At 71.7% G+C, this 25131-nt stretch carries 28 protein-coding genes and 1 pseudogene; 5 read left to right on the top strand and 24 right to left on the bottom strand.

The features are described from left to right. Window positions 1–3: 3 nt before the first annotated feature. From AC3RJ7_RS12280 to AC3RJ7_RS12200, 17 genes and pseudogenes are all read right to left on the bottom strand, one after another. Window positions 4–681 (bottom strand): regulatory protein RecX, encoded by a 678-nt coding sequence (locus AC3RJ7_RS12280; RefSeq protein ID WP_491456108.1) that lies wholly within the window; start codon window positions 679–681, stop codon window positions 4–6. A gap of 46 nt (window positions 682–727) precedes the next feature. Beyond that, window positions 728–1783, bottom strand: a complete 1056-nt coding sequence (recA, locus tag AC3RJ7_RS12275) for a recombinase RecA (protein WP_231431309.1) — start codon at window positions 1781–1783, stop codon at window positions 728–730. Between the two features lie 301 nt (window positions 1784–2084). Next, window positions 2085–2330 carry a DUF3046 domain-containing protein gene (locus AC3RJ7_RS12270; RefSeq protein ID WP_491456107.1) on the bottom strand — a complete coding sequence of 82 codons (246 nt, stop codon included), beginning with the start codon at window positions 2328–2330 and terminating at the stop codon, window positions 2085–2087. A 66-nt stretch (window positions 2331–2396) separates the two neighbouring features. Then, entirely contained in the window at window positions 2397–2705 is a 309-nt protein-coding gene (locus tag AC3RJ7_RS12265) for a helix-turn-helix domain-containing protein (protein ID WP_130351053.1), read from the bottom strand. 146 nt (window positions 2706–2851) lie between these two features. Further along, window positions 2852–3376: a CinA family protein gene (locus AC3RJ7_RS12260; RefSeq protein WP_491456106.1), complete on the bottom strand. Its 525-nt coding sequence runs from the start codon at window positions 3374–3376 to the stop codon at window positions 2852–2854. Beyond that, complete coding sequence (pgsA, locus tag AC3RJ7_RS12255; RefSeq protein ID WP_491456105.1) at window positions 3373–3969, bottom strand: CDP-diacylglycerol--glycerol-3-phosphate 3-phosphatidyltransferase; 597 nt, start codon at window positions 3967–3969, stop codon at window positions 3373–3375. Before pgsA ends, AC3RJ7_RS12260 begins: the two co-directional genes overlap by 4 nt. 21 nt (window positions 3970–3990) lie before the next feature. Further along, complete coding sequence (locus AC3RJ7_RS12250; RefSeq protein ID WP_491456104.1) at window positions 3991–6864, bottom strand: DNA translocase FtsK; 2874 nt, start codon at window positions 6862–6864, stop codon at window positions 3991–3993. Between the two features lie 75 nt (window positions 6865–6939). Then, window positions 6940–7431: a GNAT family N-acetyltransferase gene (locus tag AC3RJ7_RS12245; RefSeq protein WP_491456103.1), complete on the bottom strand. Its 492-nt coding sequence runs from the start codon at window positions 7429–7431 to the stop codon at window positions 6940–6942. 91 nt (window positions 7432–7522) lie between these two features. Continuing rightward, the gene (locus tag AC3RJ7_RS12240; RefSeq protein WP_491456102.1) at window positions 7523–8764 is read right to left on the bottom strand and encodes an ABC transporter permease; all 1242 of its coding nucleotides are present in this window, start codon (window positions 8762–8764) and stop codon (window positions 7523–7525) included. Further along, entirely contained in the window at window positions 8761–9543 is a 783-nt protein-coding gene (locus tag AC3RJ7_RS12235) for an ABC transporter ATP-binding protein (protein WP_491456101.1), read from the bottom strand. Before AC3RJ7_RS12235 ends, AC3RJ7_RS12240 begins: the two co-directional genes overlap by 4 nt. Next, window positions 9540–10607 (bottom strand): efflux RND transporter periplasmic adaptor subunit, encoded by a 1068-nt coding sequence (locus AC3RJ7_RS12230; RefSeq protein WP_491456100.1) that lies wholly within the window; start codon window positions 10605–10607, stop codon window positions 9540–9542. The genes AC3RJ7_RS12235 and AC3RJ7_RS12230 overlap by 4 nt, the downstream gene beginning before the upstream one ends. Window positions 10608–10739: 132 nt before the next feature. Then, the gene (locus AC3RJ7_RS12225; protein WP_491456099.1) at window positions 10740–12416 is read right to left on the bottom strand and encodes a ribonuclease J; all 1677 of its coding nucleotides are present in this window, start codon (window positions 12414–12416) and stop codon (window positions 10740–10742) included. 81 nt (window positions 12417–12497) lie between these two features. Then, on the bottom strand, window positions 12498–13472 hold the full coding sequence (gene dapA / locus AC3RJ7_RS12220; RefSeq protein WP_491456098.1) for a 4-hydroxy-tetrahydrodipicolinate synthase: 975 nt from the start codon (window positions 13470–13472) through the stop codon (window positions 12498–12500). A 55-nt stretch (window positions 13473–13527) separates the two neighbouring features. Next, the gene (locus tag AC3RJ7_RS12215; RefSeq protein ID WP_491456178.1) at window positions 13528–14184 is read right to left on the bottom strand and encodes a DUF559 domain-containing protein; all 657 of its coding nucleotides are present in this window, start codon (window positions 14182–14184) and stop codon (window positions 13528–13530) included. 180 nt (window positions 14185–14364) lie between these two features. Next, window positions 14365–14505, bottom strand: a pseudogene (locus AC3RJ7_RS12210) (type IV toxin-antitoxin system AbiEi family antitoxin domain-containing protein); the annotation flags it as partial. Window positions 14506–14828: 323 nt separating this feature from the next. After that, the gene (locus AC3RJ7_RS12205) at window positions 14829–15404 is read right to left on the bottom strand and encodes a dihydrofolate reductase (protein ID WP_491456097.1); all 576 of its coding nucleotides are present in this window, start codon (window positions 15402–15404) and stop codon (window positions 14829–14831) included. Beyond that, window positions 15401–16210 carry a thymidylate synthase gene (locus AC3RJ7_RS12200; protein WP_491456096.1) on the bottom strand — a complete coding sequence of 270 codons (810 nt, stop codon included), beginning with the start codon at window positions 16208–16210 and terminating at the stop codon, window positions 15401–15403. Before AC3RJ7_RS12200 ends, AC3RJ7_RS12205 begins: the two co-directional genes overlap by 4 nt. A gap of 91 nt (window positions 16211–16301) precedes the next feature. On the opposite strand from AC3RJ7_RS12200, the gene AC3RJ7_RS12195 reads away from it, so the two are divergent. The 4 genes from AC3RJ7_RS12195 (at window position 16302) to AC3RJ7_RS12180 (ending at window position 18631) form a co-directional block, all read left to right on the top strand. Beyond that, window positions 16302–16748, top strand: coding sequence for a TlpA family protein disulfide reductase (locus tag AC3RJ7_RS12195; RefSeq protein WP_491456095.1), 447 nt, complete (start codon window positions 16302–16304; stop codon window positions 16746–16748). Further along, complete coding sequence (locus AC3RJ7_RS12190; protein WP_491456094.1) at window positions 16732–17202, top strand: DUF4395 domain-containing protein; 471 nt, start codon at window positions 16732–16734, stop codon at window positions 17200–17202. The genes AC3RJ7_RS12195 and AC3RJ7_RS12190 overlap by 17 nt, the downstream gene beginning before the upstream one ends. A 91-nt stretch (window positions 17203–17293) precedes the next feature. Continuing rightward, a complete protein-coding gene (locus tag AC3RJ7_RS12185; protein ID WP_491456093.1) occupies window positions 17294–17719 on the top strand; it encodes an OsmC family peroxiredoxin in 426 nt (141 codons plus the stop codon). Between the two features lie 3 nt (window positions 17720–17722). Next, a complete protein-coding gene (locus tag AC3RJ7_RS12180; protein ID WP_491456092.1) occupies window positions 17723–18631 on the top strand; it encodes a TIGR01777 family oxidoreductase in 909 nt (302 codons plus the stop codon). Here AC3RJ7_RS12180 and AC3RJ7_RS12175 read toward each other — a convergent pair. Together AC3RJ7_RS12175 and dapB are read right to left on the bottom strand one after the other, a co-directional pair. Beyond that, a complete protein-coding gene (locus AC3RJ7_RS12175; protein WP_491456091.1) occupies window positions 18603–19070 on the bottom strand; it encodes a hypothetical protein in 468 nt (155 codons plus the stop codon). The genes AC3RJ7_RS12180 and AC3RJ7_RS12175 overlap by 29 nt on opposite strands. Next, window positions 19067–19819: a 4-hydroxy-tetrahydrodipicolinate reductase gene (gene dapB, locus AC3RJ7_RS12170; RefSeq protein WP_491456090.1), complete on the bottom strand. Its 753-nt coding sequence runs from the start codon at window positions 19817–19819 to the stop codon at window positions 19067–19069. The genes AC3RJ7_RS12175 and dapB overlap by 4 nt, the downstream gene beginning before the upstream one ends. A gap of 112 nt (window positions 19820–19931) precedes the next feature. Between dapB and AC3RJ7_RS12165 the strand changes: the two genes are divergently transcribed. Beyond that, a complete protein-coding gene (locus tag AC3RJ7_RS12165) occupies window positions 19932–20417 on the top strand; it encodes a GNAT family N-acetyltransferase (protein WP_491456089.1) in 486 nt (161 codons plus the stop codon). 4 nt (window positions 20418–20421) lie between these two features. On the opposite strand, the gene AC3RJ7_RS12160 is transcribed toward AC3RJ7_RS12165, so the two are convergent. The 5 genes from AC3RJ7_RS12160 to AC3RJ7_RS12140 form a co-directional block, all read right to left on the bottom strand. Further along, entirely contained in the window at window positions 20422–21024 is a 603-nt protein-coding gene (locus AC3RJ7_RS12160; protein ID WP_491456088.1) for a histidine phosphatase family protein, read from the bottom strand. 32 nt (window positions 21025–21056) lie between these two features. Continuing rightward, a complete protein-coding gene (locus AC3RJ7_RS12155; protein WP_491456087.1) occupies window positions 21057–22442 on the bottom strand; it encodes a M16 family metallopeptidase in 1386 nt (461 codons plus the stop codon). A gap of 58 nt (window positions 22443–22500) precedes the next feature. Next, window positions 22501–23571, bottom strand: a complete 1071-nt coding sequence (locus AC3RJ7_RS12150) for an aldo/keto reductase (protein WP_491456086.1) — start codon at window positions 23569–23571, stop codon at window positions 22501–22503. Window positions 23572–23739: 168 nt separating this feature from the next. Further along, window positions 23740–24558, bottom strand: coding sequence for an HpcH/HpaI aldolase/citrate lyase family protein (locus AC3RJ7_RS12145; protein WP_491456085.1), 819 nt, complete (start codon window positions 24556–24558; stop codon window positions 23740–23742). Then, window positions 24558–25121, bottom strand: a complete 564-nt coding sequence (locus tag AC3RJ7_RS12140) for a MaoC family dehydratase (protein ID WP_491456084.1) — start codon at window positions 25119–25121, stop codon at window positions 24558–24560. Before AC3RJ7_RS12140 ends, AC3RJ7_RS12145 begins: the two co-directional genes overlap by 1 nt. Between the last annotated feature and the right edge of the window lie 10 nt (window positions 25122–25131).

Raw genomic sequence — 25131 nt, 5'->3', positions numbered from 1 at the left:
AGTCTACGAGTCGTCGGCTGAGAGCGCGGTCGTCACCGCCTCGCGCACGACCTCGCCCGAGTAGCCCCGTCGCTGCAGGAACGCGGACAGCCGACGCTCCGCGGTAGCCCGGTCGAGCCCCGACAGCTGTCGCGCCCTCCGCGTCGCGACGACGGTCGCGTTCTCGCGCTCGGCCTCGGGATCGAGGTCGTCGACGGCCGCCCTCGCGACCGCCGGCTCGATGCCACGCCGGCCGAGTTCGTGCAGGATCGCGCCCGATCCGCGCCCGCGCCGCACCCCGTGGCTGTGCACGACCTGCTCCGCGAGCCGCGCGTCGTCGAGGTACCCGTAGCGCTCGTAGCGTTCGAGCCACTCCTCGACCTCGACCTCGTCGAGCCCGTGCTCGACGAGGACCGCCCGCACCTCGGCCACCGACAGCGCTGACCGTCGCAACCGCGAGACGACGAGACGGTCGATGCGCGCATCGCGCTCGACCCCCGTCTCTTCGACGGCCGGTTCGGTCTCGCTCGGCCCGGTGCGGGTCCGTCGCCGTGATCGCGAGCCGGCGCCGCGCGACGTCTCGCCCGGCTCCGGCTCGCTCGACGATACGCCCGACGACGGCATGCCCGAGTCCGTCGACTCGTCGCCCACCCACGGAAGGTAGGTGACCGGGGCGAGGCGCTCGGCCGATGCGTCACCCATGCTGCCCTCCCCGGTCACTCGATCTCGCTCGCTCGGACTCGGCCGCTCAGGCGCCCTTGCGCTTCGCGTCGAGCGACTCGACGTTGGCAGGCGCCGCGGCGCCTGCGGCGCCGATGCCGAGCTTCACGAGGATCTTCTGCTCGATGTCGGCGGCGATGTCGGGGTTCTGCAGCAGGAAGTTGCGCGCGTTCTCCTTGCCCTGACCGAGCTGGTCGCCGTCGTAGGTGTACCAGGCACCCGACTTCTTGACGATGCCCTGATCGACGCCGTAGTCGATGAGGCTGCCCTCGCGCGAGATGCCGACGCCGTAGAGGATGTCGAACTCGGCCTGCTTGAAGGGAGGCGCCATCTTGTTCTTGACGACTTTGACGCGGGTGCGGTTGCCCACCGCGTCGGAGCCGTCCTTCAGCGTCTCGATCCGGCGGATGTCCATGCGGACCGACGCGTAGAACTTGAGCGCCTTGCCGCCGGCCGTCGTCTCGGGGCTGCCGAAGAACACGCCGATCTTCTCGCGCAGCTGGTTGATGAAGATCATCGTGGTGTTCGTCTGGTTCAGGCCGCCCGTGAGCTTGCGGAGCGCCTGCGACATGAGGCGGGCCTGGAGGCCGACGTGCGAGTCGCCCATCTCGCCCTCGATCTCGGCACGGGGCACGAGGGCCGCGACCGAGTCGATGACGATGAGGTCGATCGACCCCGAACGCACGAGCATGTCGGCGATCTCGAGCGCCTGCTCGCCGGTGTCGGGCTGCGAAACGAGCAGTGCGTCGATGTCGACGCCGAGCTTCTTCGCGTACTCGGGATCGAGCGCATGCTCGGCGTCGACGAACGCGGCGATGCCGCCGGCCCGCTGGGCGTTGGCGATCGCGTGGAGCGTGAGCGTGGTCTTGCCCGAGGACTCGGGGCCGTAGATCTCGACGATGCGGCCGCGCGGGAGCCCGCCGACGCCGAGTGCGACGTCGAGGGCGATCGAACCGGTGGGGATGACCTCGACGGGGGCTCGCTCTTCGCTGCCGAGGCGCATGACCGAACCCTTGCCGAACTGGCGGTCGATCTGCGCGAGGGCGGCTTCGAGTGACTTCTCGCGGTCTGCGGGTGATGCCATGGTGGTGGGCTCCTTCGATGCTCGTGTTCGGCTGCCTCTAGGCTGTCGTTCTTCGCTGCGGGCCCCGGTCGACCGGTGCCGACCCGCGGCGTCTCGCGACAAGGCGGTTGCGGTGTGTCCCGACGCTTCGACCGTACGGCCGACCGCCGACATCGACGCCCTGACGGGTGCGGATGTGGACGGATCCGTCGTTCCTCCTGCTGTTGAGGAGCGTATCGCAGAATCCGAACTGATGTTCGAACGCCCTGCGGCGTGTCGAACACCTCTTCGGTACGGTCGGTCGCTCGCCCGGACGACGACGTCAGCGGGCCGCGCCGCTCCCGGCCTGGCCGGGGACGGGGCGCCCCGCACCGTGACGGTGCGACTCGGGCACGTCGGTCGCCTCGCAGAGGGCGAGCCACACGTCGCGCGGCCGGACGCCTGCGTCGAGCGCCTCACGGGCGGTGCGACCGCCGAGCTGCGCGAGCACGAGATCGTTCACGACGACGCCGCCGTAGCCCGCACCGAACTCGGCGTCGACGGCGAACTGGAACTCGCTGAGCTTCACGAGGACCTCCGGAAACAGCTCCGGCCGGTCATCAGACCGGCCGGAGTACGGGAAAGAACGATCGGGTCAGCGGACCATCATGTCCGCGTCGAACTCGGCGACGAGCTCGTCGGGCAGGCTGTCGGGCACCACCGAGAGGCCCTCGAGCACCGCGATGCGGTCGCCGACCTCGTGCATGATCACCGAGATGGGCGTGTCGAGCGCCTCGGCGACCGAGGCGAGGATCTCGGACGAGGCCTCTTTCTGACCCCGCTCGACCTCGCTCAGGTAGCCCAGCGCGACACTCGCCTTGGACGCGACCTGCCGGAGCGTACGCCCCTTCTGCAGGCGGAAGTCCCTCAACACGTCGCCGATCTCCTGTCGAACCAGAACCATCGGGGAACCTCCTTCTACACTGCCTCGACTCCGCCGGAGCCGGAAACGGGAGCGTCAGTCTACCTGATGCTCATGTCTTCGAATCTAGCGTTGCACACTGGGGCTTTCGTGTGAACCTGCCACGTGTAACAGGGTGTTCACGAAGACTATTCCGCCGGTTCGATCCGATCCTGCAGACGCGCGAGGAGCGCGCCGATCGAGGCCTCGACCGTCCGCCTGCGGATCTCGGCACGGTCGCCGGAGAGGGCGAGGTCGATCGCCTCGAGGCGATCGCCGATCGCGAGGCCGACGTGCACCGTCCCGACCGGTCGGCCGTCCTGCGGATCGGGTCCGGCGACGCCGGTCGTCGAGAGGCCGATGTCGGCCGGGCGGCCGTCGACCGCGAGCGCGATTCGTACGCCGGCCGCCATCTGCCGCGCGACCTCGGCGTGCACGGCGCCCTCTCGACGGAGCAATTCGGCATCGACCCCGAGCAGCGAACGCTTGACGGCGGTGTCGTAGGCGACGACGCCGCCCGACACGACGAGCGACGCGCCGGGCACGCTCGTCAGCTCGGCCGTCACGAGTCCCCCGGTGAGCGATTCGGCGACCGCGATGCGCAGGCTGCGGCGGGTGAGCTCGGCGATCAGACGGGCGGCGTCGCCGCCCGGGAGGACCACCGGCCCGCTCACGCGGCGCGGCTCCGGGCGAGCCGCACCGCATCGCGCACGTAGACGAGGCCGGACCAGACCGTGAGCACGAGGGCGAGCCCCATCGCGATCCAGTTCACCCAGAGGATCCAGTCTCCGACGATCGTCCAGAGGGGCAGGAGCGCGAGTGAGATCGCGACCGACTGCACGAGCGTCTTGAGCTTGCCGCCCGACGAGGCGGGCACCACGTTGCCGCGCCGGAGCTCCACGAGCCGCCACACCGTGATGCCGACCTCGCGCACGACGATGAGGATCGTGACCCACCACCACAGCTCGCCCAGGATCGACAGGCAGACGAGCGCACCGCTCGTGAGCAGCTTGTCGGCGATCGGGTCGAGAATCTTGCCGAGATCGGTCACGAGCCCGCGACTGCGTGCGATGTGGCCGTCGATGCCGTCGGTCGCGATCGCGACGATGAACAGGGCCGCGGCCCACCAGCGCAACGGCCCGTCGGCGCCGTCGTCGGCGAGCAGCAGCCAGAAGAAGACCGGGGCGGCCAGGATCCGGACGATCGTGATGGCGTTCGGCAGGTTCCAGTTCGCCGATCGGGCGCGCCCTTCGGCGGAGGAGGTCATGGTGCCAAGGATACCGGGCGCTCAGTCGCGGCCGGTGAGCCCCCAGGCGTCTTCGTCGCCCTCGGCCTCGACTTCTTCGAGCCCCTCGGGGATGCGCCCCACCGGGTCGTCGTACCGGTCGTCGACGTCGTGCGAGCCCGGCGCGGGTGCGGCGACCGCGGGTGCCGCCGGCGGCGGCGCCGCCGGACCGCTCGGCTCGCCGCGCAGCTTCGCGAGCACGCCCGGCAGCTGCTCGGCGGTCACGAGCACGTCGCGCGCCTTCGACCCCTCCGAGGGGCCGACGATCTCGCGCGACTCGAGGAGGTCCATGAGGCGCCCGGCCTTCGCGAACCCGACCCGGAGCTTGCGCTGCAGCATCGAGGTCGAGCCGAACTGCGTCGAGACGACGAGTTCGGCTGCGGCGAGCAGGAGCTCGAGGTCGTCGCCGATGTCGGAGTCGATCTCCTTGCGCTCCACCGCCGCCGCGACATCCTGCCGGTACTCGGGCCTGGCCTGCCGCGTGACGTGGGTGACGACCTTCTCGATCTCGGCCTCGGTGACCCACGCCCCCTGCACGCGGAGCGGCTTCGACGCACCCATCGGCAGGAAGAGCGCGTCGCCCTGGCCGATGAGCTTGTCGGCGCCGGGCTGGTCGAGGATGACTCGCGAGTCGGTGACGCTCGTCACGGCGAAGGCGAGGCGCGACGGCACGTTCGCCTTGATGAGGCCGGTGACGACGTCGACCGACGGGCGCTGCGTCGCGAGCACCAGGTGGATGCCCGACGCGCGCGCGAGCTGCGTGATGCGGACGATCGAGTCCTCGACGTCGCGGGGCGCGACCATCATGAGGTCGGCGAGCTCGTCGACCACGACGAGGAGGTACGGGTACGGCTTGAGCTTGCGCTCGGAGCCGGCCGGCAGCACGATCTCGTCGCCCACGACGGCCTTGTTGAAGTCGTCGATGTGGCGGAATCCGAACGACGCGAGGTCGTCGTACCGCATGTCCATCTCCTTCACGACCCACTGCAGCGCCTCGGCCGCCTTCTTCGGGTTCGTGATGATGGGGGTGATCAGGTGCGGCACGCCCGCGTAGGGCGCCAGTTCGACGCGCTTCGGGTCGATGAGCACCATGCGCACCTCGCTCGGCTTCGCGCGCATCAGCAGGCTCGTGATCATGGAGTTGACGAAGCTCGACTTGCCCGAGCCCGTCGAACCCGCGACGAGCAGGTGGGGCATCTTGGCGAGGTTCGCGACCACGTAGCCGCCACCCACGTCCTTTCCGACGCCGATCGTCATCGGGTGCTTGGCGCCCACCGCCGCGTGCGAGCGCAGCACGTCGCCGAGCGTCACCGTCTCGCGGTCGGCGTTCGGGATCTCGACGCCGATCGCGCTCTTGCCCGGGATCGGCGAGAGGATGCGCACCTCGTTCGACGCCACCGCGTAGGCGAGGTTCTTCGACAGCGCCGTGACGCGCTCGACCTTGACACCCGGGCCGAGCTCGATCTCGTACTGCGTCACGGTCGGTCCGCGCGAGAATCCGGTGACCTTCGCGTCGACCGAGAACTGGTCGAGCACGCCCGTGATCTGCCGCACGACGTCGTCGTTCGCCTGCGAGCGGGACTTCGCCGGCGGCCCGGCCGCGAGCGTCGCGGCCGAGGGCAGGAAGTAGGGTCGGTCGGGCTGGTCGCCGGCATCGGGGTCGGCCGGCACGAGGGATGCCTCGGCGCCGGCGCCCGCGGCATCGTCGACGAAATCGGCGGCGGCGTCGTACAGCGGGATCGCCTGGGTCGCGCCGGCATCGTCGCCGCGCAGTCCGAGCCCCGCGGCCGAACCGTCGCCCGCGAAGTTCGCGACGGCCGACTCCGCGCGCTCGAGGTCGCCGAGCAGTTCGGTGCCGTACGGGTCCGCCGCACCGGCGCCCTCGATGGGGCTGTCGAAACTGCCGGCCGCCGACCCGGCGCCGAACACCTCGGTGAGGCCGTCGACGCCAGAGGCCTCGAACTCGGGGTCCTCCTCGCGGCCCTGCGCGTTGCGCCGCCACCACGGCACGAGCCCGGGAGCCTCGTCCTCGGCCTCTCCGTCGACGCCGTCGAGCTCGGTCGGGACGCTCTTCTCCGCGCGACGCCGCGAGGGCTTCGCCGAGGCATCCGTCTCGGGCTCTTCGTGCTCGGGGGCACCGAACAGCCAGGCGTAGAGCTCTCGGAATCTCGCGGGAATCCGATTCGGCGGCGTCTTCGTGATGATCAGCACCGACAGCACGACGAGGAGGATCACGACGATCGCCGCGCCGACCTCGGTGATCAGGAGGATCAGCGGGGTCGCGAGCATCCAGCCGAGGATGCCGCCGGCCCGTGCCAGCACCGCCATGCCCTCGCTCGGCTCGGGCTGGCCGCCGAAGATGTGGCAGAGGGCCGAGACGCTGAGGAGCAGCAGGACGAGCCCGATGCCGATGCGCGTGTTGTCGTGCACCGAACTCGGGTGGCGGAAGAGCCACACCGCGAACAGCAGCATGATGACGGGCAGCGCGAACGCGACACGGCCGAACAGGCCGCCGAACGTCCACGAGTCGAGGGTCTGGGCGACCGGCTCGTTGATGAAGAACCACTCGACCACTGCACCGGTGATCGCGAGCACGACGATGAAGAAGGGCAGGCCGTCGCGCCGCTCGTCCTTCTGCAGGGTCTCGGGGCCGAGCGCGCGCGCGGCACCGCCGGCGAGGTGGGCGAGTCCCATCCAGGCCTTCACGAACACGTTCGGCCCGGTCGATGCCTGGGCCGGCTTCTTCGCGGCCGCGCCCCGAGTCGACTGCGCCGGCAGCTTCTTCGTGGGTGCGGTCTTCGACGCGGCGGTGCGCGAGCCACCGCCGCGGGGCGAGGTGCCCGAGGCGCGCCCGTTCGACTTGGTGCCCGTAGCCATGCCCACAAGGCTACGGCCGCGGGCCGACACGGGCCGGTAGGTCGCCGGGGGTGTTCGCGATCGAGGGCCCCGCGCTCAACCGAGCACGCGCACCATCGTCCGACGGTCGCCGTCGGTTCCGACCACTGCGAACCCCTCCGATCGATAGAGGTTCTCGGCGAAGTTCCCATGCTCCACGCTCAAGGCCAGGCGGGCGAAGCCGGCCGCTCCCGCGACCTCGACGAGCGAACGCAGCAGCGCCCGTCCGACGCCCTGGGCTCGCCAGATGGGACGCACGCCGATGATGAGCTCGGGAACGCCCGCCGCGACGAAGCCGTGCGCGGGTCGGTCGGCGGGGAAGAGCCGGTACCAGGCGGCACCGATGGGCCGCCCGACCTCGTCGAGCGCGACGACTCCCCGATCGGCCGGACGCTGCCACCCGGCGACGTAGCCGCGCGACACCGGGTCGGCGAGCACCGACGCCCGCGGGCGGGTCGGTCCGGCGCTCCAGTTCGCGGTCTCGACGACCATGTCGGCGAGGAAGGCGCCGTCGGCGCCCGCCGCGGGGCGAAGCGTGAACGTCGACATGCGGGAATGCTACGACCGGCCCGTTTCGGCGGTGTTTCGCACGACCGGGAGTCGGCGGCGCGTTCGGCGCCGGCCCGACGGTCGGCGGCGCTCAGAACCGGATCGCGTCGATCACGCGCACGCGCACGGCGGCGAGCGCCGGCACGAGCCCGGCGAGCGCGCCCACCGCGACGGCGGCCGCGATGCCGATGAGCGCGGCCTCGACGGGGAAGCCCGGCATGTCCTCGATCTGCGCGCCGCCGATCGCCATGCCCATGAGCGGGCTGCGGACGAGCGCGATCGCGACGCCGACGCCCACCACGCCGGCCACGAAGGTGCCGACGACCGACTCCATGAGCACCGCGAAGAAGACCCGCCCGGCGGAGGCGCCGAACGAACGGCGGATCCCGATCTCGCGGATGCGCGTGCGGACCGTGACGAGCGAGACGGTGACGAGCCCGAGCGCACCGAGCAGCAGGATGACGACGGCGACGCCCGCGACGGTGAGCTTCAGCGGGAGGTACGGGTCCTCCCCCATCGCGGCGTAGTCGCTGCGCCATCCGTCGACCGTCGCCCCGTCGCCGAGTCCGTGCCGGAATGCCTCGCGCATCGACTCGGTCAGCTCGTCGGACGTGCCGTCGGGCACCCACATCTCGTAGGCGGGCACGTACTCGCCCATCATCGGGTCGGGCGTCTCGGGCTGGAGCGCGAGATACGCGTCGGTGAGCACGAACATCGTCGGCTGGGTGTCCCACTCCCCCTGCGACGGCGTGACGCCGACCACGACCGCGTCGACCCGTTCGGAGCCGACCAATTCGACGACGGGATGGCTCGCGAGCGCGGGACGCCCGAGCTTCGACCAGAACGCCTCGTTCACGACGAGCGCCGGCGCGAGGCGATCGGCATCGCGGTCGGTGAACCACCGGCCCGCCGAGACCGCGATGCGGTGGATGATGCCGTAGTCGGGGTCGACGACCTGCGCCTGCACCATCACCGCCCCGTCGGCGAACGGCACCGTGAGTCCGCCCCAGCCGACGCGGCTCGCGTATTCGATGCCGTGCCGGTCGAGCGCATCCTGCCAGGCGATGCCCGCCTGCGCGGTGTCGATCGCCCCGGTCGCGCTCCAGGCGTTGATGCTGACGGTCGCGGGTCGACCGCCGCCGCGCTCCTGCAGCTCACGACCCGCCTGCTCGGCGATCGCGCCGGCCCCGACCACGGTCGCGAGTGCGCAGACCGCGGCCGCGACCCCGATGAGCGAGAGCAGCACGCGGCCGCGATGCACGCGGAGTTCCTCGAATGCCTCGACCACGGTCGCGACGACGGAGGTGACGATGCGCAGTGCGGCCCGCTTCATGCGGCCGCCTCGACCTCGGCGCCGGAATCGGCGGCCTCCCGCGACGGCGCGCCGGGACGCTGGTCGACGTCGGCGGCGTCGCCGCCCGACGGATCGGGGTCGCGCGACTCCAGGCGCCCGCCGACGAGCCGGAAATGGCGGGTCGACCGGGCCGCGATCGACGGGTCGTGCGTGATCGTCACGAGCGCGGCGCCGGTCTCGTCGGCGACCGACTCGATCAGCTGCATGACCTCGGCCCCCGTCTCGAGGTCGAGCGCCCCCGTCGGTTCGTCGGCGAGGATCAGCCGGGGGCGGCGGACGAGCGCGCGGGCGATCGCGACCCGCTGCTGCTCGCCGCCGGAGAGCCGCTCGGGCTTCGCCTCGAGGCGTGCGCCGAGGCCGACGCGCTCCAGCATCTCTCGGGCGAGGCGCTCGCGCCGCCAGAACGTCCGGCCGCCGGAGTAGAGCAACGGCGTCTGCACGTTCTCGAGGGCCGTGCGCCCCGGCAGCAGGTTGAACTGCTGGAACACGAAGCCGATGCCCTCGCCGCGGAGGCGGTCGCGGGTGCCGCTGCGCGTGCGGCGCACGTCGACGCCGAGGCAGTGCAGTTCGCCCGCCGTCGGCAGGTCGAGGAGGCCCAGCAGGTTCAGCAGCGTCGACTTGCCCGAGCCGCTGCGTCCGACGATCGAGACCCGGTCGCGCTCGGCGATCTCGAGGTCGACCCCCGTGAGGATCTCGAGCGGGGAACCGTCGGGGAGCTCGACGGTGCGGCCGACGCCGCGCGCCACGACGAGGCTCATTGGACGGGCGTCCCGCACATCATCGCCCCGTCCGACGTGCTCACGCAGGCCTGCTCACCGCCGGCCGCGCCGCCCGGCACGAACTGCAGCACCTGGTCGCCCTCGGCGAGCCCCTCGATGACCTCGACCTTCGAGCCGTCCGACAGGCCGAGCTTCACCTCCTGCTCCACGGGCTCCCCGTCGGCGCCGACGAGCCAGACGACGCCGGTCTCGGCGCCGCCTTCGACCGCGGTGGTCGGCACGGTCAGCACGTCCTCGGCGCTGCCCGCCGAGATCTTCACCTGCGCCGTGAGCCCCGAGAAGACCTGCACATCGCCCGGCACGGCGCACCGCACGGTCGTCGCCGACCCGGTCTCGGGTGACGTTGCGGCGCCCTCGGCGCCCTGACCGCCCCCGCCCCCACTCCCGGCGAGGGGCGTGCTGATCTTGAGGCCCGTGCAGGTGAACGGCGCCGGACCGCCCGCGATCGTCACGACCGCCTCCGTCGGCGAACTCGTCAGTCGGTACTGCTGCTCGGGGCTCAGCGTCGCGGTGACGCTGAAGCTCGGCGGCGCGACCTGCCCCGCCACCTCGCCCGTCGACACCGGCTGCCCGGGGATCACGTCGAGCGACGAGAGCACCCCGGCGACCGGTGCGAGCACCTTCTCGTAGTGGAACGTCGGCTGCGGCGCCGCCGGCTGCGGCTGTCCTGCGGCCGGCGGCTCGGCCGGTGCGGCGAGCTCGGCCGGATCGATCTCGTCCTCGACCTTGATGTCGAAGAGCTTCTGCCCGGCATCGACGCGCTGGCCGACCTTCACGAACACCTCGTCGACCGGGCCGGTCGCCGCGGCCTTGACCGGCACCGAGGCATCCGCCCCGACCGTGCCCGTCAGCAGCACGTCGTTCGCGATGACTCCGCGCTCGACCGCCACCTGCGGTTCGACGACCGAGCCGGTGGGCATGAGCGCCTCTGCCTCGGGTTCGGCCCGATCGGGGAAGAACGCGAGCTTCGCGAGGGCCACGGCGATGACCGCCACGAACACGATGCGAACGGTCGGGAAGATCCACTTGCGCCAGACGCCCACGGCACTCCTTCGTCGGGTCGCCCGGGTGAAGGGCCGCGGGCATCTCCACCACCCTAGGGAGTCCGCGCGCCGGAAGGAATCCTTCTCAGGGACGAATCCGGGACAACCCCGAATCGCCGCCGCACCCCCGGGCTACGCCTCGATGACGAGCGGCACGAGCATCGGGCGGCGGCGCAGGCGACGGTTCACCCACGTGCCGAGCGTGCGGCGCACGAGCTGCTGCAGGGCGTGAGAGTCGCGCACGCCGTTCTGCGCGGCGTCGGCGAGTGCCGCCACGATCTTCGGCTTGACGTCCTCGAACACGGCGTCGTCCTCGGCGAAGCCGCGGGCGTGGATCTCGGGACCCGAGATGACGCGCCCCGTCGTGGCATCCACGACGACGATCACCGAGATGAAGCCCTCCTCACCGAGGATGCGACGGTCCTTCAGGTCGGCGTCGGTGATCTCGCCGACGGTCGACCCGTCGACGTAGACGAAGCCGAGGTCGAGCTGGCCGACCTCGCGCACGACGCCGTCGGTCATGTCGTAGACCGTGCCGTTCTCGCCGATGAAGGTGTTCTCCGCCGGGATGCCGGTGTCGCGGGCGAGCTTCGCATTCGCCTGCAGGTGACGGTACTCGCCGTGGATCGGCAGCACGTTCGCCGGCTTCAGGATGTTGTAGCAGTAGAGCAGCTCGCCCGCGGCCGCATGGCCGGAGACGTGCACCTTCGCGTTGGCCTTGTGGACGACGTTCGCGCCGAGCTTCGTCAGGCCGTCGATGACGCGGTAGACCGCGTTCTCGTTGCCGGGGATGAGACTCGAGGCGAGGATCACCGTGTCGCCCTCGCCGATCTCGATCTGGTGGTCGCGGTTGGCCATGCGGCTGAGCACCGCCATGGGCTCGCCCTGCGAGCCGGTCGACATGTAGACGATCTTGTCGTCGGGGATGTCGCCGGCCTTCTTGTAGTCGACGAGCACCCCCTCGGGCACGTTGAGGTAGCCGAGATCGGCGGCGATCGTCATGTTGCGCACCATGCTGCGGCCGAGGAGGGCCACGCGGCGCCCGTTCGCGTGCGCGGCGTCGAGCACCTGCTGCACGCGGTGCACGTGGCTCGAGAAGCTCGCGACGACGACCTTCTTCGACGCGCGCGAGATCACCTGGTCGAGCACGGGGCCGATCTCGCGCTCGAGCGGCGTGAACCCCGGGACATCCGCGTTGGTGGAGTCGACCATGAACAGGTCGACGCCCTCCTCGCCGAGCCGCGCGAACTCGCGCAGGTCGGTGAGCCGGCCGTCGAGCGGCAGCTGGTCCATCTTGAAGTCGCCGGTCGCGAGCACGGTGCCCGCGTCGGTGATGATGGCGACGGCGAGCGCGTCGGGGATCGAGTGGTTGACCGCGATGAACTCGAGGTCGAACGGGCCGATCTCCTCGTGCTGGCCCTCCTTCACCGTGAGGGTGTAGGGCGCGATGCGGTGCTCCTTCAGTTTCGCCTCGACGAGCGCGAGGGTGAGCTGCGATCCGATGAGCGGGATGTCGCCGCGGAGCTTCAGCAGGTACGGCACGGCGCCGATGTGGTCCTCGTGGCCGTGCGTGAGCACGACGCCCACGATGTCGTCAAGGCGCTCGCGGAGGAAGCCGAAGTCGGGCAGGATCAGGTCGACGCCCGGCTGGTGCTCTTCGGGGAAGAGCACGCCGCAGTCGACGATGAGGATCTTGCCGTCGATCTCGTAGCTCGTCATGTTGCGGCCGACCTCCCCCAGGCCGCCGATCGGGATGATGCGGAGCGTCCCTGCCTCGAGCGGAGCGGGATCGATGACGGTGTCGGGCACAGTGCCCTCCTTACGTTCGCGGTGTTCAGTTCGGTGCGATGCGCTCGGGCATCGCGGATGTCTCGTGGTGGGCGCGCCCGCTCAGCGGGTCGTGCCCGCGACCTTCGGCAGCGCGCCGCCGGCGGCGGCGTTGCGGTCGGGCCGGAAGTTGTGGAAGTCGACGCCGTCGACGCCGCGCACGAGGTCGATCTCGTCCTCGATGAGGGCGGCCTCCCACTCCTCGGGGCCGACGAGCGGCAGCCGCACGCGCGGGCTCGAGATGCGGCCGAGACCGTGGAGGATGTACTTCGCCGCGACGGTGCCGGGCACGTGCGTCATCGTGGCGCGGACGAGCGGCTCGAGCTGCTGGTGCGCGTCGGTCGCGGCCTTCAGGTCGCCGCGGTTCACGGCGTCGACGATCGTGCGGTACGGCGCGGGCGCGATGTTCGCCGTGACGCCGATGAGCCCGGTCGCGCCGATCGCGAGGTGCGGCAGCACGTTGGCGTCGTCGCCAGAGAAGTACATCAGGTCGGTCTGGTTGAGCACCCGGCTCACCTCGGAGAAGTCGCCCTTGGCGTCTTTCACGGCGAGGATGTTCGGGTGCTTCGCGAGCCGGAGGATCGTCTCGTACTTGATCGGCACGCCCGTGCGACCGGGGATGTCGTAGAGGATGACCGGCAGGTCGGTCGCGTCGGCGACCATTCTGAAGTGCGTCAGGATGCCGGCCTGGGTCGGCTTGTTGTAGTACGGCGTGACGATCATGATGCCGTCGGCGCCGGCCTTCTCGCTGTGCTGGTACAGCTCGATGGCGTGCGCGGTCTCGTTCGAGCCGCCGCCCGTGATGATCTTGGCGCGGCCGGCCGCGACGTCTTTGCCGACCTCGACGAGCCGCAGCTTCTCGGGGTCGGTGAGGGTCGACGTCTCGCCCGTGGTGCCCGTGACGACGATGCCGTCGGCGCCCGCCGAGATGACGTCGTCGATGTGCTTCTCGACCCCGGGCCAATCGACCTCGCCGTCCGCCGTCATCGGCGTGACGAGCGCGACGAGCACTTGTCCGAAGGGGTTCTCTTGAGTCACGCCCACCAGCGTATCGGTTCGGCGGGATACCGCATGGCCGCCGCGACTCAGGCGGTCATGTCGCTCCTGGCCGGTGGGACCGGACCGCTTCGCGAGTCGCAGGAGCAGAAGCACCGATCGCCCTCGCTGCTGGCGTGCGAGCCGGTTCGGTCCTGCGACTCGTCACTGCACGCCGGCCCGTCCGCACCGAGCGCGCGCGAGCCCGGTCGAGCGCGGCGAGGATCGCCGCCTCGACGAGCGGCCAGTCGTGCACCACGAGCGCGTAGTCGAATCGCAACGCCTCGTATCCTCTAGTCGATGCGACGGCGTCGCGCACGAGATCCTTGTGACGCGACTGCTTCGTGTCGGCATGGCCGGGAACGCCGTCGACTTCGAGCACGATGCAGCCGTCGATCGTGAAGTCGACCCACCCGACCCCGGGAATCGGCACCTGCGCCTCGAGGTCGATGCCGAGGCGGTTCAGCCGCAGACGCAGCAGGGATTCGAGGCCGCTGTCGGCGTTCCAGTGGGCGAGGTCGACAAGATGCCGATGCATCTTCGGGATGAGCGAGCGCAAGCGCTGCACCGCCGAGGGGGCGAGAAGGTGCTTGCGCATCGCCGACTCGAGTGCGACGAAGAAGTCCTCCGGCCCGAAGCATGTGAGCACTTGCGCGAGCGCCTCGACGAATGGCGCGAGCCCGCCCGACGCCGGACCGCCGTTCCAGTGGAGCACGCATTCGCAGCTCTCATGAGCGCGACGACGGCCCGTGCGCGGCATCGAGACATGCACCCGCCGGTCGTCGCGATCGAGCAGCCACAAGCCCGCTTCCACCAACCGATTCCGACAGCCGAGCGTGCCGCCGTGGGCGACCGCGGCGATGATGTCGGCCGCAGTGTCAGGCGTCGCATACACGCCCTCGCGTACCCGCCGGACTTCGCCCGATCGCACGGCTGCACGCAGGGAGTGGGCATCGACGCCCAGATGTGCGAGCTCGGCCGTGCGCGCGACACCGCCGACGGTCTCGCACCGGCGGCGGACATCGAACGGTTGCATGCGCATCCCTCGAGACTGCGCCCGCGTTCGCCCCCTCGACTGCCCCTATGGGCGCTCCGGGCGGAATCGACCCCACGAGTCATCTGTCGAGGACGAGTCGCGAGCACTCGACGGCGGGAGTCCCCGCGAGTCGCAGGAGGATCTGTTCCGATTCGGGCGCGTTGGCTGCCGGAACGCCCGCCTGATCCTGCGACTGGTCGGCGCTCGTCGCTACGACGTCACGAGCGGTCGTGAGTCGCAGGATCGGATCGGCCGTTGAAGCGCGTGGGGCGAGGAATCGCGCGGATCCTCCTGCGACCCGACGAACCGCGAAGCGCGCCGGCTCAGGCGCGGCGGTAGGTGAGGAACCGGTAGTGGATGCCGCTGCGCGACTCGTGCGCGCCGTCGACGGGGTCGGCGGCGACGAGCTCGAAGCCGGCCGGCAGCGCCGGGGCGAGCACGTCGCCCGGCTCGGGGGCGAATCCGTCGGGATGCACGAGCTCGGTGACCTCGACGAGGTCGACGACGCCGGCGAGGTCGGATCGCTCGAGCGCCTCGAGGAAGAGCTGCCCGCCGCCGATCAGCCACGCGCGCTCGACGCCGGCGACGAGGGCGAGGGCGTCGTCGAGCGACCCCGCCCGCTCGGCGCCGTCGGCCGACCAGTCGGCCTGACGGGTCACGACGACGTTGCGCCGCCCCGGCAGCGGCCGGTACCGCGGATCGAGCGAGTCCCAGGTCTTGCGTCCCATCACGACCGGCTCGCCCATGGTCACGGCCTTGAAGTGCGCCAGGTCTTCCGGCACATGCCACGGCATGCCGCCGTCGCGGCCGATGACCGCGCCCGCGGCCTGGGCCCACACGAGTCCGACACGCGCCCGACGAGCGGCGTCGAACGACGGCGCCGAGGCATCCGCGCTCATACGGCGACGGCGGCGCGGATCGCCGGGTGGTGCTGGTAGCCCTCGACCACGAAGTCGTCGTACTCGTAGTCGAAGATCGACTCGGGCACCCGCGCGAGCCGGAGGGTCGGGTACGGGTACGGCTCCCGGGTGAGCTGCTCGGTGACCTGCTCGACGTGGTTGTCGTAGATGTGGCAGTCGCCGCCCGTCCACACGAAGTCGCCGACCTCGAGCCCCGTCTGCGCCGCGACCATGTGGGTGAGCAGCGCGTACGAGGCGATGTTGAACGGCACGCCGAGGAAGAGGTCGGCGCTGCGCTGGTAGAGCTGGCACGACAGCCTGCCGTCGGCGACGTAGAACTGGAACAGCGCGTGGCACGGCGCGAGCGCCATCGAGGGGATGTCGGCCGGGTTCCACGCCGAGACGATCAGCCGGCGCGAGTCGGGGTTCTCGCGGATCTGCGCGACGACGTCGGCGATCTGGTCGATGACCTCGCCCGAGGGCGTCGGCCACGAGCGCCACTGCACGCCGTAGACGGGGCCTAGCTCGCCCTCGGCGTCGGCCCACTCGTCCCAGATGGTGACGCCGTGCTCCCGCAGCCAGCCGACGTTCGACGCCCCCTGCAGGAACCACAGGAGCTCGTACGCGATCGACTTGAAGTGCACGCGCTTCGTCGTGATGAGCGGGAAGCCCTTCGAGAGGTCGAACCGCAGCTGACGGCCGAACACGCTGCGCGTGCCCGTTCCGGTGCGGTCGGTCTTCGCCTCGCCGTGCTCGAGCACGTCGCGGAGGAGGTCTTCGTACGGGGTGGCGATCGTCTCGGACATCCCGTCAAGGCTAACCCGCGGATGCCTCGTGGCGGGCGTCATTCGTCGTCACAGTCGCCGTGGCGCGGCGGGGCCGCCGTACGGTCGGACCATGGACCTCCTGCCAGCCCTCGCCACCGGGGCCGCGCTCGTCGCCGCGGCGACCGTCGTCGGGCTCGTCTGGCGTGCGAACCAGGGCCGCGCGGTGGCGGGATCGGGCCATCGGGTGAGGCCGGCCGAGCTCGGCCTGCCGGCCGATGCGTTCGGCGAGCGGGCCACCCTCGTGCAGTTCTCGACCGAGTTCTGCAGCCGCTGCCCCGGGGCCGCGCGCCTGCTCGGCGGCATCGCCGACGACGTGCCGGGCGCCCGGCACGTCGAGATCGACCTGACGAACCGTGCCGACCTCGCGGGCCGCTTCGAGGTGACCCAGACCCCGACGACGCTCGTCGTCGATGCCGACGGCATCGTTCGAGCGCGCATCGGCGGGGCGCCGCGCGCCGACGTGGTGCGCGATCGACTCGACGAAGTGCTCGGGAGGCAGCATGTCGACATCCACTGACGGGCGCGAATCGAGCGGCGTCGACCCGCGCGGCCCGCGCTTCGGCGCCGGCATCACGGCGGTGCTGCTGCTCCTGACGGTCGTGCTCGCGGTCGCCGGCGCGCAGACTGCCGCGTTCTGGCTGCTCGTGGCGATCGCCGCGCTCTTCGCCTGGGGCGCGTTCGCGGGCATCGCCAGGCACCCGTTCGGCCTGATCTTCAAGCGCCTCGTCCGGCCCCGGCTCGCACCGCCCGCGGAGCTCGAGGACCCGCGCCCGCCGACCTTCGCGCAGGGGGTCGGGTTCGCCGTGACGCTCGCGGGCGTCGTGCTCGCACTCCTCGGAGTGCCGGCCGCCGTGCCGATCGCGGCCGCGATCGCGTTCTTCGCGGCGTTCCTCAACGCGGTGTTCGGGTTCTGCCTGGGCTGCTGGCTGTACCTCCGGCTCGTGCGGGCGCGCATCATCCGCACGGCGTGAGCCGCAGGCATCCACAGCCCCGCACGACCGCCTGCCGGCGGTCCCCGCTCCCCCGCTAGGCTGGGAGCCCGGCTCGAAGTGGAGGAACCCGATGGCACTCACCAGTGAAGCGACCACCGTCTGGAAGGGCACCCTGTTCGAGGGGTCGGGCGACGTCGCCCTCGACTCGTCGGGGCTCGCGAGCTTCCCCGTCAACTGGAAGGCGCGCGCCGAGGGCGTGGCGAACACCACGAACCCCGAAGAGCTCCTCGCGGCGGCGCACTCGTCGTGCTTCTCGATGGCGCTTTCGCTCGCCCTCGCGGAGGCGGGCAACCCCGCCGAGAGCATCCAGACGACCGCGGCCGTCACGTTCGAGCCCGGCAAGGGCGTGCTCGGCAGCCACCTGCTCGTGAGCGCACGCGTGCCGGGCCTCAGCGAGGCCGAGTTCGAGGCGTTCGCGAACGACGCGAAGGCCGGCTGCCCGATCTCGCAGGCGCTCGCCGGCATCCCGATCACGATCGAAGCCGAACTCGCCTGATCGATGCGGGTCCTGATCGCCGGTGCCACGGGTTTCATCGGCACCTCGTTCACGGCCCGGCTTCGCGACGGCGGCCACGAGGTCGTCCGTCTCGTGCGCCGTCGCGCGCACGAGGCCGACGAGGTCTCGTGGTCGCCGGCGGCGGGAATCATCGACTTCACCGTCATGGACCGCGTCGACGCGGTCGTGAACCTCGCGGGCGCGTCGCTCGCCCGGCTGCCGTGGACGAAGCGGTACCGCGACGAGATCCTCGAGTCGCGCATCGGCGCGACGCGGACGCTCGCCGACGCGATGCGGAAGGCGCGCACGCCGCCCGCGGTGTTCCTCAGCGCCTCGGCGGTCGGCTACTACGGCGACCGTCCGGGCGAGCTGCTGACCGAGTACTCGAGCGCGGGCGGCGGATTCCTCTCGGATGTCGTGGGCCGATGGGAGGCCGCCGCCACGCTCGCCCCCGAGGAGACCCGCACGGTGCTCGTGCGCACCGGCCTCGTGGTCGGCGCGGGCGGCGGGGCGATCCAGCGGGTTGCGACCCTGACGAAGTTCGGGCTGTCGAGCCGACTCGGCACGGGCGGCCAGCACTGGCCGTGGATCGCGCTCGACGACGAGGTCGGCGCGCTCGTGCACCTGCTCGATTCGAAGCTGTCGGGTCCGGTCAACTTCGTCGGGCCGACCCCGGCCACGGCCGACCGGGTGATGCGGGCGATGGCCGATCGGATGCGGCGCCCCCACGTCTTCGGCGTGCCCGAGAAAGTACTCGAGCTCGCACTCGGCAGCGCCGCCGACGAGCTGCTGCTCGCGAGCCAGAAGGTCCGGCCGCAGCGCCTCATCGACGACGGCTACCGGTTCACGCACACGACCGTCGAGTCGGCGATCGACGCGATGGTCAGCGCTGCCGCCGCTCGAGCCCGATAGCCGTGCGAACGGCCTGACGCGCGCGGCGCCGGTCGCCCGCCGCGTCGTAGGCGAGGCCGAGCCGGAGCCACGCCCGCCAGGAGTCCTCGTCGGCTTCGACCTCGGCCTTGAACCGGCCGAACTCGGCGTCGGCCGCCGCCCGGTCGGCGCGCCCGCTCGGGCGCAGCGGCAGCCCGAGGTCGGTGCCGCCCTCGTCGTTCAGGCGCCTGATGAGCTCCTGCGAGCGGATGCCGAACGCGAGTTCGCGCCAGAGCGCCCACACGGCGATGACGGGCAGCACGATGAGCGCGACGCCCATCACCACGGCGACGGGCTCGCCCGTGCCGATGAACTGCACGGCGCGCCATCCGATGAGCACGAGGTACAGCGCGAGCAGCGCCGCCATGACGAGCGCGCCCGTCTTGGCGGTGAGCCCGCGGCGACGGCCGGCAGCACTCATCGTGCGGCGCCCGGCAGGCCGAGGTCGAGCAGGGCGTCGAGCCCCACGCTGACCCCGGATGCCTCGGGCGCGCGCCGGAGCGCGAGCAGGATGCCGGCCTCGTACGAGCTCGGCGAGAGCGTCGAGTGGGTGAACGTCAGCGTCTCGCCGTCGCCGCCCATGATGACGCGCTGCTCGGCGAGCGTGCCCGCCATTCTGAGGCTGTGCACCGGCACGCCGGAGACAAGCTGCCCACGGGCGCGCTGGTCGGCATGCGGCGCCGACACCGGGCCGGCGGCGCCGCGGGCCTCGCCGATGAGCTCGGCCGTGCGCACGGCGGTGCCCGACGGCGAGTCGACCTTGCCGGCGTGGTGCGCCTCGACGATCTCGATCGAGTCGAAGTAGGGGGCGGCGAGCGCGGCGAACCTGGTCGCGAGCACGCTGCCGATCGAGAAGTTCGGCACGAACAGCACCGCGCCGGCGTCGTCGTGGCCGCGCACGAACGTCGTGATCTCGGCGATGCGGTCGCGCGACCAGCCCGAGGTGCCGACGACGATCGGGATGCCTGCGCCTGCGGCGAACTCGACGATCGCGGGGCTCGCCGCGGGGTGCGTGACGTCGAGTGCCACGTCGGCGCCGAGCATGTCGTCGAGGCTCGACCCCGAGCCGAGCGCCGAGTGCAGCTCGAGGTCGTCGGCCGCCTCGATGAGTCGGATCGCCAGTTGCCCCATCTTGCCCGTGGCTCCGGCCACGGCGACCTTGATCGTCACCCGTCGAGTCTACCGAGGTGCGCCGACGGGCCTTCGCCGCGGCATCCGGTGACCCGAGAGCACTGCCGGCAGCGGGCCTCGTCGTCGCCTGCGCGCCGATTAGGCTCGACACATGCTGCGATTCCGCGAGGCCGCCGTGACCGACCCCGACGCCCACGCCATGCTCGAGGCGTACTTCGCCGAACGTGCCGCGGGCTTCCCCGCGGAGCAGGGCGAGTATCGGCCGACCTGGCCGGACGCCTCGCAGTTCACCCCGCCCGCCGGCGTCTTCCTGCTCGCGGTCGACGACGAGCGCGACGGCGAAGCGGTGGGCTGCGGCGGCGTGCGGCGCATCCAGCGGCGCCCCGAGACCTACGAGATCCGGTTCGAGGTCAAGCACCTCTGGCTCGCCCCCGACGGTCGCGGCCGCGGCGAGGGCAAGCGCCTCCTCACCGAGCTGGAGCGCCGGGCGATCGAGTTCGGCGCGCAGGAGCTCGTGCTCGACACGAACGCGAGCCTCGAGGCGGCCGGCGGCCTCTACCGCTCGGCCGGCTACTCCCCCATCGAGCCGTACAACGCCAACCCGAACGCGACGAACTGGTACGGCAAGCGGGTCTGAGCGATCAGATCGCGAACGGCTCGGGCAGGCCGGTGCGCAGCTCGGGCGGCAGGTGCGAGAGGTCGTTGTGCACGACGAGGCTCCACGGCCGGCCGGGCTTCTGGGTGAGCACGGTGAGGCCGGCGTTCGCCTGGTTGATCGAGACCCAGCGCCAGTCGGGGGCGCCGAGCACCTCGCGCACGAACCAGCCGATGACGAAGTTGTGCGTGATGAGCAGCTCGTGGCGGTCGTCGCGGTGCGAACGCAGGAACTCGGCGACCGCGTCGGCCATCTGCGCGCTGCCGGCCTCGATCTCGTCCTCGGTCACGGACCCGAAGAACGGATCGTAGAACTTCGGCGTCTCGGGTGCGGGGCCCGACGGGATGCAGTCGAACAGGAGCGGCGACGGCTCGGGGTTCAACGCCGGCATCTTCGCGGCGATGATCTCGGCGGTCTCGGCGGCTCGCTGCAGGGGCGAGTGCCAGGCGTGGTCGAACGGAATGCCGCCGAGCCGCTCGGCGAGGAGCTCCGCCTGCCGGCGTCCCCTCGGTGAGAGCGGGCCGTCGGGCAGGCCGTGCTCGGCGTCGAGCTGCTCGCCGTGCCGCACGAGATAGAGGTGGTGTGCCAAGGTTTCGTTCCTGTACTGCTCGTAGGGTCGCGTCAGGCGACGTCGGTGCTCGGCGCGACCTGGTCGATCACGCCGCTGAACGCCGACTCGTCGATCGCCCCGACGGCGACCAGCGAGAACGGCCGGGAGACGAGGTCGGCGGCGAGCGCGCGCACGTCGTCGACGGTGACGCGTGCGATGCGACGGAGCGCCTCGTCGAGGTCTGCGAATTCGCCGAGCGTCAGCTCGGCCCGGCCGAGCCGGCTCATGCGGGTGTCGGAGTCTTCGAGTGCGAGCGCGGAGGCGCCGGCGAGCTGACCGGCCGCGCGCCGCAGCTCCTCGGCGGTGACCCCGTCGCGGGCGAGCCGCTCGAGCTCGTCGCGCATGAGCTCGGCGACCGTGCCGGCCTTCGACGGGGCGCAGCCCGCGTACATGCCGAACAGTCCGGCGTCGGAGTAGGCCGGCGCGAACGAGTACACGGCGTACGCGAGCCCGCGGCGCTCGCGCACCTGCTGGAACAGCCTCGACGACATGCCCGAACCGAAGATCGCGTTGAGCATGCTCATCGTCGAGCGACGCTCGTCGGTCGCGACGAGGCCGGGCACGCCCACGAGCAGGTTCACCTGCTCGGTGGGCCGCTCGACGACCGTGAGCGGATGCCCCGTGGCGAGCACCGCCGGGTCGGTCGAGCGGCGCGCGACGGGGTCGCCGGCCTCGTCGAGGCGCCAGCCCGCATCGCCGAGCGCACGTGCGAGGTCGGCGACGAGCACGTCGTGGTCGACCGCGCCCGCGACCGAGACGACCAGGTCCTGCGGACGGTAGTTGGCGCGATAGTGCTCGTGCACGGCCGACCGGGTGGCGGCGCGGATCGTCGCGGGGTCGCCGCCGATCGGGCGCCCGAGCGGGTGGTCGCCGAGCACCGTGCTGAAGAATCGTTCATTGGCGACGTCGGCGGGGTCGTCGCCCGCCATCGACAGCTCTTCGAGGATGACGCCGCGTTCGGTCTCGAACTCGCCCGGGTCGAGGAGCGACGACGTGAACATGTCGGCGAGCACCTCGACGGCCATCGGGAGGTCGCGATCCTGCACCTTGGCGTAGTAGCAGGTGTACTCCTTCGCGGTGAGCGCATTGTGCTCGCCGCCGACCGAGTCGAACGAGATCGCGATGTCGAGGGCCGTGCGCCTCGCGGTGCCCTTGAACAGCAGGTGCTCGAGGAAGTGGGTGGACCCGAGGCTCGCCGGCCGCGAGGCATCCGCCCCCTGCTCGTCGCGCGAGCCGACCGCGACCCAGAAGCCCACCGTCACGCTGCGACTGCCGGGGACCTGCTCGCTCAGCACGCGGACGCCGGAGGGGAGCACCGAACGCCGCACGCGCGAGCCGCCCGTCGCCTCGAACGAGAGCTCGGCCTGGCCGAGTGGGAGGTCGACGGCGCCGTTCATCCCGAACAGCCTATGCCAACCGCGCACGGAAAGCAGGTCGGGTGCGGCGCTGCTCGGTTCAGGCCGAGGCGCGATCGAGTTCGACGAGCTCGGAGCGGCTCAGCTCGACCGCGGCGGCGGCGAGGAGCGCGTCGACCTGGTCGGGTCGCGTCGCGCTCGCGACGGGTGCGGCGACCGTGGGCTTGGCGAGCAGCCAGGCGAGCGCCACGGTCGCCGGCTGCACGCCGTGGGCGAAGGCGACCGCGTCGACGGCCGCGAGCACGCGATGCCCGCGTCGCCCGAGGTGCCGGGCCTGGCGCGCCCCGCGCGCATCGTGCCGCACGTCGGCGCGCCGGCGGACCTGCCCGCCGAGGAATCCGTTCGCGAGCGCGAAGTACGGCAGCACGGCGAGGCCCTGCGCGTGGGCGACGAGTTCGGGCGCGCCCTCGTAGGGCCGACGCTCCATGAGGTTGTACCGGGTCGTGAAGGTCTCGAACCGCGGAAGCCCGTTGGCCGCGAGCACGCGGGCCTCGATGAGGCGATCGGGTCCGAAGTCGCTCGCGCCGATGGCGCCGACCTTGCCGGCGGCGATGAGCGCGTCGACGGCACCGAGGCTCTCTTCGAGCGGCACCTCGGGGTCCTCCCCGTGGAAGTGCACGAGCTCGAGCCGCTCGACGCCCAGCCGCGAGAGCGAAGCGTCGACGGCGGCGTTGATCCGCTTCGGCGCGAGGCCCGGGTGATCGGGGTGCTGACCGATCTTCGTCATGACGGACATGCGCCCGTGCGTCCGACGCGACGCGAGCCACATGCCGATGATCGATTCGCTGCGCCCTGCGGCGTAGCTGTCGGCGGTGTCGATGAGGGAGCCGCCGATGCCGGCGAAGCGGTCGAGCACGGCGAACGCGTCGTCGGCGCCGAGCGTCCAGCCGAACGTCGAGGCCCCGAGCGCGAACGGCTGCGCGTCGATGCCGGTGTCGCCGATGGCGACACGGGCGGGCACGGTGATGGGTCCGGAGAGCGGATTGGACGAGATCGTCTCGACGCGGGCGCGGGCCTGGTCGGGCGTTGCCCGCTCGAGGACGTCGTCGATCTCGGCGACCGCCGCCCCCGCAGCGCTCACCGCATCACCGCGGTAGACGTGTCGTGCCACTCGTCTCCTCCTCCCCAGGATTGGCTCCGAGAATAGGCAGATCGATGGCCCATTCGGCGCCGAATCGATGGAGATCGGGTGAACCGTTATCGAATCGTTTGCTGCGGGCCCCTCGCTGTCCCCCGTTCGCGGGGATCTCGAGCCGGCCTCAGGAACGACCGCGATGCGTCAGTCACGAGCGCGTCGGAGCACGGCCTCGGCTTGCGCGAGCAGCGGCGCGTCGACCATCGTCCCCCGGAACGCGAACACGCCGTGCTCGCCCTCGGCGGCCGCGAGCACCTCCCGAGCCCACTCGACCCGCTCGGGGTCGGGCCGGTACGCCGCCCGCACGACGGCGGCCTGCGAGGGGTGGATGCACGCGGTCGCGGCGAACCCGACCGCCGCCGCATCCTCCGCCTCGAGGCGCAGGCCGTCGAGGTCGGCGATATCGAGGTGCACCGCATCGATCGCCGCGGCGCCGTGCGCGCCGGAGGCGAGCAGCACTTGGGACCTGGCGTGACGCGCCACCTCGCGGTACTCGCCGGCGGGCCCGCGGCTCGAGGAGCCGCCGAGCGAGGCGACCAGGTCCTCGGCGCCCCACATGAGCGCCGAGACGTTCGGGATCGCCGCGATCTCGGCGGCGGCCATCACCCCGCGCGCCGTCTCGCAGAGCGCGATCACCTCGACCTCGGCGAGATCGACGAGGTCGGCGGTACCCTCGCACTTGGCGAGCATCACGGTGCGGTAGCCGGTCTCGGCGAGCGCCGCGAGGTCCGACGCGAAGTCGTCGGTGCCCGCGGGGTTCACCCGCACGATCACCCGCTCGGGGTCGAGCGGGGTCTCGACGAGGGCGACGCGGGCCGCGGCCTTGGCGGCCGGCGCGACCGCGTCTTCGAGGTCGAGGATCACGGCGTCGGCGCGGTCGAGCGCCTTCGCGTAGCGTTCGGGCCGGTCGGCCGGGCAGAACAGGATCGCGGGGCCGAACCGGAAGGCGGGGCGATCGGTCATCATTCCTCCTCGCCGGCGGCGGCCTCGCGCACGCGGCCGGCGGCCTCGGCGGGCTGCCGCTCCCCCGCCTCGCGCATCCACATGAGCACCGAGCGGGTCGCGCGCGCGACCTCTGCCCCGTGCTGGTTGCGCCCGACGTGGTGCAGCGTCACGATGCCCTGGCCCGGCCGCGAGGCCGACTCGCGAGTCGCGACGACGAGCGTCTCGCTGTAGAGCGTGTCGCCGTGGTACATCGGCGCCGGGAACGCGACCTCGGTGAACCCGAGGTTCGCGACGATCGTGCCCTGCGTGAGCTGGGCGACCGAGGCGCCGACGATCGTCGCGAGCGTGAACATCGAGTTCACGAGCCGCTCACCGAACGGCTGCCCCTCGGCCCAGGCCGCGTCGAGATGCAGCGACTGCGTGTTCATCGTCAGGGTCGTGAACAGCACGTTGTCGGCCTCGGTCACGGTGCGGCCCGGGCGGTGCAGGTAACGGGTGCCCGGTTCGAACTCGTCGAACCAGAGGCCGCGCTGCAGCACCTCGCGGTGCACCTCGGGCAGTTCGGTCGATTCGCCGGGCATCGCCCGCTCC

The organism is Agromyces solani (genome assembly GCF_058349925.1).
Note: the sequence above shows the minus strand (reverse complement) of the source record. Positions and strands in the feature narration are given on the sequence as shown.

Excerpts from the sequence above, each read along its gene's own strand:
- AC3RJ7_RS12280 (WP_491456108.1), bottom strand. The coding sequence starts at position 681 with ATGGGTGACGCATCGGCCGAGCGCCTCGCCCCGGTCACCTACCTTCCG.
- recA (WP_231431309.1), bottom strand. The coding sequence starts at position 1,783 with ATGGCATCACCCGCAGACCGCGAGAAGTCACTCGAAGCCGCCCTCGCG.
- AC3RJ7_RS12265 (WP_130351053.1), bottom strand. The coding sequence starts at position 2,705 with ATGGTTCTGGTTCGACAGGAGATCGGCGACGTGTTGAGGGACTTCCGC.
- pgsA (WP_491456105.1), bottom strand. The coding sequence starts at position 3,969 with ATGACCTCCTCCGCCGAAGGGCGCGCCCGATCGGCGAACTGGAACCTG.
- AC3RJ7_RS12250 (WP_491456104.1), bottom strand. The coding sequence starts at position 6,864 with ATGGCTACGGGCACCAAGTCGAACGGGCGCGCCTCGGGCACCTCGCCC.
- AC3RJ7_RS12245 (WP_491456103.1), bottom strand. The coding sequence starts at position 7,431 with ATGTCGACGTTCACGCTTCGCCCCGCGGCGGGCGCCGACGGCGCCTTC.
- AC3RJ7_RS12240 (WP_491456102.1), bottom strand. The coding sequence starts at position 8,764 with ATGAAGCGGGCCGCACTGCGCATCGTCACCTCCGTCGTCGCGACCGTG.
- AC3RJ7_RS12235 (WP_491456101.1), bottom strand. The coding sequence starts at position 9,543 with ATGAGCCTCGTCGTGGCGCGCGGCGTCGGCCGCACCGTCGAGCTCCCC.
- AC3RJ7_RS12205 (WP_491456097.1), bottom strand. The coding sequence starts at position 15,404 with ATGAGCGCGGATGCCTCGGCGCCGTCGTTCGACGCCGCTCGTCGGGCG.
- AC3RJ7_RS12200 (WP_491456096.1), bottom strand. The coding sequence starts at position 16,210 with ATGTCCGAGACGATCGCCACCCCGTACGAAGACCTCCTCCGCGACGTG.
- AC3RJ7_RS12195 (WP_491456095.1), top strand. The coding sequence starts at position 16,302 with ATGGACCTCCTGCCAGCCCTCGCCACCGGGGCCGCGCTCGTCGCCGCG.
- AC3RJ7_RS12190 (WP_491456094.1), top strand. The coding sequence starts at position 16,732 with ATGTCGACATCCACTGACGGGCGCGAATCGAGCGGCGTCGACCCGCGC.
- AC3RJ7_RS12185 (WP_491456093.1), top strand. The coding sequence starts at position 17,294 with ATGGCACTCACCAGTGAAGCGACCACCGTCTGGAAGGGCACCCTGTTC.
- AC3RJ7_RS12180 (WP_491456092.1), top strand. The coding sequence starts at position 17,723 with ATGCGGGTCCTGATCGCCGGTGCCACGGGTTTCATCGGCACCTCGTTC.
- AC3RJ7_RS12175 (WP_491456091.1), bottom strand. The coding sequence starts at position 19,070 with ATGAGTGCTGCCGGCCGTCGCCGCGGGCTCACCGCCAAGACGGGCGCG.
- AC3RJ7_RS12165 (WP_491456089.1), top strand. The coding sequence starts at position 19,932 with ATGCTGCGATTCCGCGAGGCCGCCGTGACCGACCCCGACGCCCACGCC.
- AC3RJ7_RS12155 (WP_491456087.1), bottom strand. The coding sequence starts at position 22,442 with ATGAACGGCGCCGTCGACCTCCCACTCGGCCAGGCCGAGCTCTCGTTC.
- AC3RJ7_RS12145 (WP_491456085.1), bottom strand. The coding sequence starts at position 24,558 with ATGACCGATCGCCCCGCCTTCCGGTTCGGCCCCGCGATCCTGTTCTGC.
- AC3RJ7_RS12140 (WP_491456084.1), bottom strand. The coding sequence starts at position 25,121 with ATGCCCGGCGAATCGACCGAACTGCCCGAGGTGCACCGCGAGGTGCTG.